The 11022-nt window shown below is 63.7% G+C and carries 6 protein-coding genes; 1 reads left to right on the top strand and 5 read right to left on the bottom strand.

The window, feature by feature from the left end:
- Window positions 1-504 precede the first annotated feature (504 nt).
- Window positions 505-1389, bottom strand: coding sequence for a LysR substrate-binding domain-containing protein (locus ACYCCG_RS24765; protein ID WP_176685220.1), 885 nt, complete (start codon window positions 1387-1389; stop codon window positions 505-507).
- A 152-nt stretch (window positions 1390-1541) separates the two neighbouring features.
- Between ACYCCG_RS24765 and ydiJ the strand changes: the two genes are divergently transcribed.
- Window positions 1542-4562 (top strand): D-2-hydroxyglutarate dehydrogenase YdiJ, encoded by a 3021-nt coding sequence (ydiJ, locus tag ACYCCG_RS24760; protein ID WP_459672095.1) that lies wholly within the window; start codon window positions 1542-1544, stop codon window positions 4560-4562.
- Window positions 4563-4675: 113 nt separating this feature from the next.
- Here ydiJ and ACYCCG_RS24755 read toward each other — a convergent pair whose 3' ends face one another.
- The 4 genes from ACYCCG_RS24755 to ACYCCG_RS24740 all read right to left on the bottom strand — a co-directional run bounded on the left by ACYCCG_RS24755 (window position 4676) and on the right by ACYCCG_RS24740 (window position 10997).
- On the bottom strand, window positions 4676-5878 hold the full coding sequence (locus ACYCCG_RS24755) for an MFS transporter (RefSeq protein ID WP_459672092.1): 1203 nt from the start codon (window positions 5876-5878) through the stop codon (window positions 4676-4678).
- A gap of 90 nt (window positions 5879-5968) precedes the next feature.
- Window positions 5969-10168, bottom strand: a complete 4200-nt coding sequence (locus ACYCCG_RS24750; RefSeq protein WP_459672090.1) for a deaminase domain-containing protein — start codon at window positions 10166-10168, stop codon at window positions 5969-5971.
- 157 nt (window positions 10169-10325) lie between these two features.
- Window positions 10326-10454: a hypothetical protein gene (locus ACYCCG_RS24745; protein ID WP_003254533.1), complete on the bottom strand. Its 129-nt coding sequence runs from the start codon at window positions 10452-10454 to the stop codon at window positions 10326-10328.
- Window positions 10455-10640: 186 nt separating this feature from the next.
- Window positions 10641-10997 carry a 4a-hydroxytetrahydrobiopterin dehydratase gene (locus ACYCCG_RS24740; RefSeq protein WP_003254532.1) on the bottom strand — a complete coding sequence of 119 codons (357 nt, stop codon included), beginning with the start codon at window positions 10995-10997 and terminating at the stop codon, window positions 10641-10643.
- Between the last annotated feature and the right edge of the window lie 25 nt (window positions 10998-11022).

Here is an 11022-nt window from a genome sequence, read left to right as displayed (position 1 = left end):
TTCCTCGAATAGGCCTGATACATAGATGCAACCGGGTTCCTATGTTCAAAAAGCAGCTAGACAGTGTGGGCGAGTCCATACATAGGAGCGGGTTTACCCGCGAATACGGTAGCGGCGGCAACGGTGAGCGGCGGGTGGAGATTGGCCAGCAGGCCCGGCCCTTTCGCGGGTGAACCCGCTCCTACGACGACCTGGTATGCCTGAGGCTTGCGTAACCCTTGTAGGAGCGGGTTTACCCGCGAATACGGTGGTGGCGGCAACGGTGAGCGGCAGGTGGAGACTGGCCAGCAGGCCCGGCCCTTTCGCGGGTAAACCCGCTCCTGCAACGACCTGGTATACCTGAGGCTTGCGTAACCCTTGTAGGAGCGGGTTTACCCGCGAATACGGTAGCGGCGGCAACGGTGAGCGGCAGGTGGAGATTGGCCAGCAGGCCCGGCCCTTTCGCGGGTAAACCCGCTCCTACAGGTACAGCGTTGCCCTCAGATCAGGTGACCCCGCCAAAAATCAGATCTGCTCCAGCAACCACCCTCTGAATGCCCGCAACGATGGCAGCGCCTCATTCCTTGGCGGGTAGATCAGGTAATAACTGCGCTGGCTGGCAAACGCCACACCCGGGCTGTACAGCTCCCCCTTGGCCAGTTCCTCCTCCACCAATATGCGCGGCACCAGCCCGATTCCGATCCCGGCACGTACCGCCTGGATCAGGTGCGAGGTCAGCTCGAAGCTAGGCCCCAGCCGCATCGCCCGATGCGGCAGGCCATGATGGGTAAACCACTCGCCCCACGCATGCGGGTTGTTGGCCACATTCAGCAGCACCTCTTCGCTGATCCTGGCCGGGCTCCAGCCCTGGCTGTCGGCACCGGCTTCCGGCGGCAAGATCACCACCAGTTCCTCGGCATGCAGGCGATGGCAGACAAGCCCCGGCAAGTCGTGGCTGGCCACGCCGATGGCGGCATCGATTTCGCTGGTGTCGAAGTTGATGGTTTCAATGCGTGAATGAATGTGCACCAGCATGCCCGGGTGAGCGCTGTAGAACGCATGCAGCCTCGGCAACAGCCATTTCGAGCCGAATGTTGGCAGGGTAGCCAGGCGCAAGGTGCCCACCCCCGATTGATAGGCCAGTGCCTGCAAGGTAGCGCTGCGGATGCGCCCCAGTGCCTCGCTGAGCTCGCGTTGGTACAGGCGGCCGACATCGGTCAGCTGCACCTGGCGCCCCTCGCGACGGAACAGGGTCAGGCCCAACTGCTGCTCCAGGGCCTGTACCTGGCGGCTGACCGCGCTTTGGGTCAGCGACAGTTCGGCGGCGGCGCGGGTGTAGCTTTCATGCCGGGCGGCGGCCTCGAAAGCCAGCAGCAGTGACATGGATGGGGTCAGGTGGCGGTAATTCATTCATAAAAGTCATTGATAGCGGCAGGATTATCCGTTTGCCCCTGACGCGAAACTACAGGAACATTGGCCTATACGTCATCCCTGCATGCCTGAACCCATGCTGGAGCGACAGGTATCCCGTGATCTAGCCAATATCAAGAGGCCATCCTTCGATGATCGCCCAGCTGTCCACCGTTGCACCGAGCGCCAATTACCCCGAATTCCTCGAAGCCCTGCGCAACAGCGGCTTCCGTGGCCAGATCAGTGCCGACTACGCAACCCGCACGGTACTGGCCACCGACAACTCGATCTACCAGCGTTTGCCGCAGGCGGCGGTGTTCCCGCTGGATGCCGACGATGTGGCGCGGGTCGCCACGCTGATGGGCGAGCCGCGCTTCCAGCAGGTCAAGCTGACCCCGCGCGGTGGTGGCACCGGCACCAACGGCCAGTCGCTGACCGACGGTATCGTCGTCGACCTGTCGCGACACATGAACAACATTCTCGAAATCAACGTGGAAGAGCGCTGGGTGCGGGTACAGGCCGGTACGGTCAAGGACCAGCTCAATGCTGCGCTCAAGCCGCACGGGCTGTTCTTCGCCCCTGAGCTGTCCACCTCCAACCGCGCCACGGTCGGCGGCATGATCAACACGGATGCCAGTGGCCAGGGCAGCTGCACCTACGGTAAAACCCGCGACCACGTGCTGGAGCTGCACAGCGTGCTGCTCGGTGGCGAGCGCCTGCATAGCCTGCCGATCGGCGATGCTACGCTGGAACAGGCCTGCGCCGCGCCGGGCCGGGTCGGCGAGGTGTACCGCATGGCCCGGGAAATTCAGGAAACCCAGGCCGAACTGATTGAAACCACCTTCCCCAAGCTCAACCGTTGCCTGACCGGCTACGACCTGGCGCACCTGCGCGACGAGCAGGGCCGCTTCAACCTCAACAGCGTGCTGTGCGGCGCCGAGGGCTCGCTGGGCTACGTGGTCGAAGCCAAACTCAACGTGCTGCCGATTCCCAAGTATGCGGTGCTGGTCAACGTACGCTACACCAGCTTCATGGATGCGCTGCGTGATGCCAACGCGCTGATGGCGCACAAGCCGCTGTCGATCGAGACGGTCGACTCCAAGGTGCTGATGCTGGCGATGAAAGACATCGTCTGGCACAGCGTTGCCGAGTACTTCCCGGCGGACCCCGAGCGCCCTACGCTGGGCATCAACCTGGTGGAGTTCTGCGGCGACGAACCGGCCGAGGTCAACGCCAAGGTGCAGGCGTTCATCCAGCACCTGCAAAGCGACACCTGCGTCGAGCGCCTGGGCCACACCTTGGCCGAAGGCGCCGAGGCAGTCACCCGCGTCTATACCATGCGCAAGCGTTCGGTGGGCCTGCTGGGCAACGTCGAAGGCGAAGTGCGCCCGCAGCCGTTCGTGGAAGACACCGCAGTACCACCAGAGCAGTTGGCCGACTATATTGCCGACTTCCGCGCATTGCTCGATGGCTACGGCCTGGCCTACGGCATGTTTGGCCACGTCGATGCCGGCGTGCTGCACGTGCGCCCGGCACTGGACATGAAAGACCCGGCGCAGGCTGCGCTGGTCAAGCCGATTTCCGACGCCGTTGCCGCGCTGACCAAGCGTTATGGCGGCCTGTTGTGGGGTGAGCACGGTAAGGGCCTGCGCTCGGAATACGTGCCCGAGTACTTCGGCGAGCTGTACCCGGCATTGCAGCGCCTGAAGGGCGCCTTTGACCCGCACAACCAGCTCAACCCGGGCAAGATCTGCACGCCGCCGGACAGCGCCGAGAGCCTGACCCCGGTCGATGGCGTGACATTGCGCGGCGACCTTGACCGTACCATTGACGAGCGCGTATGGCAGGACTTCCCCAGCGCCGTGCACTGCAACGGCAATGGCGCCTGTTACAACTATGACCCCAACGACGCCATGTGCCCGTCGTGGAAGGCTACCCGCGAACGCCAGCATTCGCCCAAGGGCCGCGCCTCGCTAATGCGCGAGTGGCTGCGCCTGCAGGGCGAGGCGAACATCGATGTGCTGGCTGCGGCGCGCAACAAGGTGTCGTGGCTCAAGGGCCTGCCGGCGCGTCTGCGCAACAACCGCGCGCGCAACCAGGGCCAGGAAGACTTCTCCCATGAAGTGTACGACGCCATGGCCGGCTGCCTGGCGTGCAAGTCGTGCGCCGGGCAGTGCCCGATCAAGGTCAATGTGCCGGACTTCCGCTCGCGCTTCCTCGAGCTGTACCACGGCCGCTACCAGCGCCCGCTGCGTGACTACCTGATCGGCTCGCTCGAGTTCACCATCCCCTACCTGGCGCACGCACCGGGGCTGTACAACGCGGTGATGGGCTCGAAGTGGGTGAGCCAGCTGCTGGCCGACAAGGTGGGCATGGTCGACAGCCCGCTGATCAGCCGCTTCAACTTCCAGGCTACCCTGACCCGTTGCCGCGTCGGCGTGGCCTCGGTGCCGGCCCTGCGCGAGCTGACCCCGGCCCAGCGCGAGCGCAGCATCGTGCTGGTGCAGGACGCCTTCACCCGCTACTTCGAAACGCCGCTGCTGTCGGCCTTCATCGACCTGGCCCACCGCCTGGGCCACCGGGTATTCCTGGCACCGTACAGCGCCAACGGCAAGCCGTTGCACGTACAGGGTTTCCTTGGTGCGTTCGCCAAGGCGGCGATCCGCAACGCCACGCAGCTCAAGGCCCTGGCCGATTGCGGTGTGCCGCTGGTGGGGCTGGACCCGGCGATGACGCTGGTGTATCGCCAGGAGTATCAGAAAGTGCCAGGCCTGGAGGGTTGCCCGAAGGTGCTGCTGCCGCAGGAATGGCTGATGGATGTGCTGCCCGAGCAGGCGCCGACCGCACCGGGTAGTTTCCGCCTGATGGCGCACTGCACCGAGAAGACCAACGTGCCGGCCAGCACCCGGCAGTGGGAGCAGGTGTTCGCCCGTCTGGGGCTGAAGCTGGTGACCGAGGCTACGGGTTGCTGCGGTATGTCCGGTACCTACGGGCACGAAGCTCGCAATCAGGAAACCTCGCGGGCCATATTCGAGCAGAGCTGGGCGACCAAGCTGGACAAGGAAGGGGAGCCGCTGGCGACCGGTTATTCGTGCCGTAGCCAGGTCAAGCGCATGACCGAGCGAAAGATGCGTCACCCGCTTGAGGTGGTGTTGCAGTACGCTCAGCGCTAAGGTTCTGGGCCTTTGGGGGCTGCTTTGCAGCCCTTCGCGGGTGAACCCGCTCCTACGGGGGATAGTGCAAGCCAGGCGGGCGGGGTTACCCGCGAAGAGGCCGGCAGCGGCTTTCAGGCTTCTGTTGTACGGTCCCTGCCACGGCGCGCCTGGCGGTACAAATAGAAGCTCAACACCAATCCGCACGCTGCCGCAGCTGCCGCGAACAGAAACATCGAAGCAAAGCCGAACCCCGCCGCCACCGCACCGACCAATGGCCCGGTCACCCCCAGTGACAAGTCGATGAACAGCGAATACGCCCCCACTGCGGCCCCGCGGTTAGCCGCCGACACTTGGTTCACGGCCTCCACGCCCAATGCCGGAAACACCAGGGAGAAACCAAACCCGCTCAGTGCAGCCCCCGCCAAGGCCAGTTCGGCGTTGGGTGCCAGCCACAGCATCAACAGCCCGAGCGTTTCCACCGACATGCAGGCGATCGCCACCCTGAAACCACCGATGCGGTTGATCAGGTTGCCAAAGAGCAGCCGGGCGCTGATGAAACTGGCGCCGAACAGGCTCAGGGTCAGCGCCGCATTGGCCCAGCCACGGCTTGCGTAGTACAAGGTGATGAAGGTGGCGATGGTGCCAAAGCCGATCGAGCCCAGAGCAAGCCCCGAGCCATGCGGGAATACCTTGCCCAGCACCCGCAGGAACGGCAGGCGTACACCGCTGACGATGGGGGCGGCTTGCTTGGGCCAGGCCAGCAGCATACCGAGTACGCACAGCAGGATGATGCTCACACCCATGCTCCACAGCCCGAGGCCCTTGACCATCAGCACGCCCAGCGGGGCGCCGATGGCCAGCGCACCATAGCTGGCGATGCCGTTCCAGGAGATGACCTTGGCCGTGTTCGCGGCACCCACCCGACCAATGCCCCAGCCGATCGCGCCAGAGCCCACCAGGCTTTCGGCGCTGCCCAGCACCAGGCGGCCGACCAGCAGGCAGGTCAGGCTCAGCCAAGGCAGGTGGGTGAGGAAGGCGCAGGCCAGCATGAATACCCCGCTGAGCCCGCAGCCGGCCAGGCCATACATGACCGCCTTCTTGCTGCCGTGGTTATCGATGATGCGGCTGGCGCCAGGGCGGCTGAGCAGTGTCGCGAGGTACTGCACGCTGATCACCAGGCCGGCGACCACGGCACTGAACCCCAGGTCGTTGTGCACATAGCCGGGCAACACGGCCAGTGGGATGCCGATGTTCAGGTAGCCGATGAAGGTGAACAGGACGATGGAGACGACTTGCCCAGTGACGGCAAGGGACGTGGGACTGCGAACTGGCATTGGGGATCCGTTGCTGCGGTAAGGATGGCGGTGTGTGCCGCCATCTTAACCACAGCAAGGGTGTTTGCGGGCGAAGCTGTCAGCCTGTAATCAGTTGGTGTAATCGAGCATCCAGGTCACACTGAACTCGGCTTGCGGGTAATCCAGCCGCAAGCGCGGCAGGACGAAGCCACCACAGGAGCGACAAGAGTCGAGCAGTGTGAAGACTTCGATACGCTCGACCTCCGTGTGGCGGTGAAGCAGCCTGCGGTTCAGCGCGCTGGCGATGTGCCGTTCGGCATCGAGATGTCGCTTATGGACGCGCGTCCACAGGAAATCTGCGCGCCGCAGGGTGGGCAGCTCGGTAAACCGCGGGTCTGGCGGGAAAAACTGGTTAACCTGACGTGCATCGACATAGTCCACAGCCGGTGTGAGGCGGGGCGTCGGGATGATATGCAATGCGCGTCGGCCAGGGCTGCCTGACAGGGCGAAGAACACCACGCGGCTATGGTCCTTCAGCGTGACGCTGGCAAAGGCCAGGTTAACTGGGTAGAGGTGCTGACGCAGGGCGGCCATCGCGTTGTCGTCGAGCGACTGCGCACCTGCTGCCGGTGTGTAAGGGGTAGTGGCGCCGCGCGCAGGTAGCAGATCGTCCAGTACGCCAAGGATGTGTTGGCGGTCTGCGGCGCTGGTGCTGTGGAACTGCCTCCAGATCGGGATTATCTCCCGGTTCAACGCTGCGATGCCGCGACTGGCGGGGCCCGCCAAAGCGTCCTGGGCCGTGCTCTGCGTGAGGATGTTGCGCGCGTAATCCGGGAGCAGGCGCGACTCCATGGCTTCGATGAACTGCAGGAATCGCGAGGGGTGGCGGAGCTGCCATGTTCGCCCTTGTTCTATCCAGTCGCGCAGCAATCTGGTCACGTTATCGACATCGCGCTGCAGGTTGGGGCGCTCGGCGACGATGCGGTAGGTTTCGCTGATTTCCAGGTACCGCTCGATGGCCTCGTGGTCGGTGATTCTCTCGAACTTGCGACGCAGCCCTCTGGGTGGATGTGGCAGCGAAGCTGGCAGTGCCGGGGCATCCAGCAGCTTTGTCTGCCACGCCCAGGGCTGATGGGGGGCGCCATAAAATACCCCCAGATCGGCCTCGACGATCAACCACTGCTCACCGCGCCAGTCGATCAATGCGCCGCGCAGGGTACGGCGGTCGGGGATGGTCCGCGCCAGCCCGCCCAGGCGCACGGGAGGGCAGTGCTCGGTAATCTGCCTGACTTGCTCGATCGGCATGTCCGCAGGCAAGCCAAAGCGTAGTTCAGGCGATGGGTCGACCACGATGCGCCTGTGGTACACGGGCGGCGAGATGACGCCAAGGCGTAACTGGGTTTCTCCGACGGGCAAGGCTTTCAATTGCCTGGGGTGATTAGGGGCGTGCACGACAACCTTGCCCTCGCGCACCATGACCTGCGCCCAGATGTCGAAGCGTGTGTGCTGCGGGCGGTAACGAATCGGTACCGGCTCGATCCGCACGGTTTGGAAGGCGTGACTGACGTGTTGTCCGAACACGGGTGTGCCCGCGTCATTGGGCAAGGGCGAGAAGCTCAGGGCCATTTGCGCTTCGCCGCCGGGGTAGGGCGGCGGCACCACGGTGGGCGGCTGGCCGAGTAGCGGCTCATGGGCAACCCGACGGACCAGCCCCGAGGTGTTCGGCGTTTGCAGGCGATAGGCGGCGCCGTGAATGATTGCATCGACCGTGGCATTGTCGCGGGGTATGAGCGTGGCGGTCCCAGGCAGCTCCCGTGGCAACGGACCATGGCTGTCGGGTACCTGGTCAAGTAGCAGGGCATCGGGCGTTTGGCCCGGCAGTACCCTTCGCTGCACCATGAGCTCCCGGGATTCGGGAACGACCGTCGTCAGTTCGGGCGCGCTGCGCCAGCGCTTGGGCGGGGTAATGCGCTCGCTGAAGTCTGGCGTGACGGGGATGCTGCTCCAGCGTCGGGCGGCACGTGCGGCGTTCAGGCGTGCGATGCTGGCACTTTGGCCCAGTACGCCGGGAAGCTTGGCCAATGGTTTGAAGGCCCGTCCACCGAGCGTGACTGCCGCGCCTTTCAGCGCGGCGATGTCCAGGACGCAAGCCAGTGCATCGCTGCCATCCTCTGGGTTCAAGCAACTCAAGCCTGGTATCAGGTTGGAAAACAACCGTTGCAAGTAGCGCCCAGTGCTCACGGACTGACGCCTGGCCAGGAATTGTTCATGCGGGGTAGCGCCTTTGCCCAGTGCATGCAAGGCATCCCGGTTGCCTAGGGCGATATCGCTGGCGTAGTGCCTGGCCAGTGAGTCGAGGCGATCTTGCGAGGGGGCGCTGAGCACTTGTCGCAAGGCGGGAAAGTCAGCAGCAATCCACGGCAGTTGCGATTGGTTGTATTCGCTGTAGAGCAGCGTCAATTGCTCGGCCAGGCCCGCCGGCGCCGTGCGGGCAATGGCGTGCGCTTGCCAGTGCAGCCGTTCGGGGAACAGCTCGTAAAGCCAATCGCCCTCGGTGCCGGGGGCATGTACGACGAAACCCTGGGTGGCCGTCTGCATGTGCCAGTCCGCTCTGGGGCTGGAGCCGTACTCAGGTCGGTTATGGGGGCCCACGTAGACCGGCCAGGTAACGGCGTAGGCGGTCCAGGGGCCGTCACGCAGGCGGTCCTTGATGTCTTCCGGCAGGTGGTTAAAACAGCGGTGCAGGATACCTTGATAGAGGATGATGGCACGCTGTTCCCAAGCGCCGAAGGCCACTTCATACCAGGCGGTCACGTTCGGTAAGCGGGGGTTGTTTCGGTAGCCTGCGCCATGGTCGAGGTACATCAGCAGGTGCTCTTGGCCGTCAGCATTACGCGACTCTGGCGCTATCCGGCTCTGGAGCAACTGACGACGCGCCTCCTCGAAGCGGTCGGGGAGATCGTTGAGGCTTTCAACGTCCCTGACCGCCAGGTAGCGGTGCAACGCCAATTGCCATTGCTGGTGCGACCAGGGCGGGGGGAGTTCGAATGATCCGCGCAAGGGTGCCCACACGGCCAGCGTCTGGCGCAGTGCTTCGTCGGGAACAGGGTCATCCTCTTGCAGGGCCTGGCGCGTGACCTGTTCTGCGTTGTCGAAGGTCATCGGTTGCTGGCGGGCGCTGAGTATCAGGGCCCCCTGGCGGATGCTGGCCCAGCGCAGGTCGGGCTCAAGGCTGAAATCGGCCGGGTAGCCACTGAGCAGTAGTTCGGGGGCGAAGCGGCGCATCAACAGTTCACCGGCCAGTTGCGCAATCGCCGGGGTGCAGGCGAGGCGGATTTGCACGCTGTTGATCAGGTCGAGGCGGATCTCCTCCACGGGGAGCGTGGCATTGCCCGGGCTGAACAGATCGAAAGCCATGATCAGCCCCGGCTGGCGGTCATCGGGTGGGTACAACACATCGATCAAGGTTTGTTCGGCCAAGGCCAAGTGATCGGAGCTGGCGTCCCATTCTGCCGAGGCGGCCAGTTCGCCGGCCCATCGGGTGAACATGGATGAATGCAACAGGGCGTCGAGCGCTTGAGCTGCTGGCGCATTCAATGCCGGGCCTGGGAAAAACACCTTTCCATTTTGATCAGGGGTTACGCCAGCCTCCCGTTCGCGGGCAGTGGGCGGGCGGTAACGCCTGCCTTGTGCATAGACGGTGGCACCGAGAGTGTTGAACAGGTGTACGGCAAGGTGAACGCCGGCTGGAGGCTTCAGCAGGTGTCTGGCCAGCGTGGGGAGCTCCAGGTAGTTGTCCAGCATCAGTGGACGGGAAGGCGATCGTGGGGGCAGGGGGGTAGTTGGCAAGCTGGGGTAGAGCAGCAAGGCGGCCGCTACGAAGCAGTCACGTTGGGTCAGGCACACCCGGCGGGCCCAGAGTGCCTGGGCAAGGCTGCAACTGGCGTAGGGCCATGGATAGGGCAGGCCTTCGCTCAACTCGGCGATCAGTGAGGCATCGGTTGCCGTGATCACGATATGGGCCAGTTTTGCCTGCAAGGTCGCCACCAGGTTCGCCTGCACTTTGCTGCCGGCGGGCCGTCGCAGCATGCGGTTGAAGTGCTCATGCGCTGGTTCACGGGCGAAAGCTTCGGCCAGCTGCTGGCGCAGGTCATGATCGCTCAGGTCGACGGGGAACAGGTCTGTGAAGCCCAGTGCCTGGTTGAAATGTTCGCGCAGCGATGTGGCCAGGTCCATTGGGCCGGACAGGTCGCTGTGCAGGCGCACGCTTTCGGCGTCCAGGGTGTTTATCCGGGCGAGTAGGTCGGCGGCGTCAGTGATGGATGACATGGCTCTGCCTCTTTGCTGTTGGAGGCACGAGTCTGCGTAGGGTAGGGGCGGGGTAGGGGGTAGTGGGTTGTTACAACGTTGATTTTAGACGGTGTGAAAACGTGATGACGGGGGTAGCCCGCAGGTCAGCCGTTTTCACACAGCCGGGGATGCGCAGTTATTCCTGGTCAGCGCTGGATTGATCGTCACCATCCTGCTCGGCGGCAGCTGCCGGTTCGGCGTGAACGGTCACGGATGGCTCTTCTGGGTTCAGGCTTGGGAAGGGAAGATTCGGGATTTCATGCATCTCGTCGTTCCTCGCAAGTGTGAGTGAAAAGTCTGCGCCAGGCGCGTTTGGAGCTTCAAAAAGCTGGGGCAGGATACACAAGTCTGGATGACAGTTTGGTTTTTTTCCTGGTCGTTTGTCGGTTTTGCGGGCGAACAACGCACATATGCCCCATGAAAAAAGGGGCCGCTGGCCCCTTTCTGGTGATTACTTTCGGCCTTCAGCCGTTTCCGCCACCTTGTCAGTGCGTGCGCACATGATGAAGTCGTTGCGGTGCAGGCCTTTGATCGAGTGGCTCCACCAGGTCACGGTGACCTTGCCCCATTCAGTCAGCAGCCCCGGGTGGTGGCCTTCGGCCTCGGCGATCTCGCCCACGGCATTGGTGAACGCCAGGGCGTGCTTGAAGTTCTTGAACAGGAACACGCGCTCCAGCTCCATGTGGCCGTCACGTACTTCGATGTTCCAGTCCGGGATTTCGCGGATCAGCTCGGCCAGCTCTTCGTCGGTGACTTTCGGTGCATCGGCGCGGCAGGCTTCGCAATGGGCTTGGTTCAAGGCATTCATGAGGTGTTTTCCGGTTCGAGTTGTT

The organism is Pseudomonas sp. VEM90, assembly GCF_054611535.1.
Note: the sequence above shows the minus strand (reverse complement) of the source record. Positions and strands in the feature narration are given on the sequence as shown.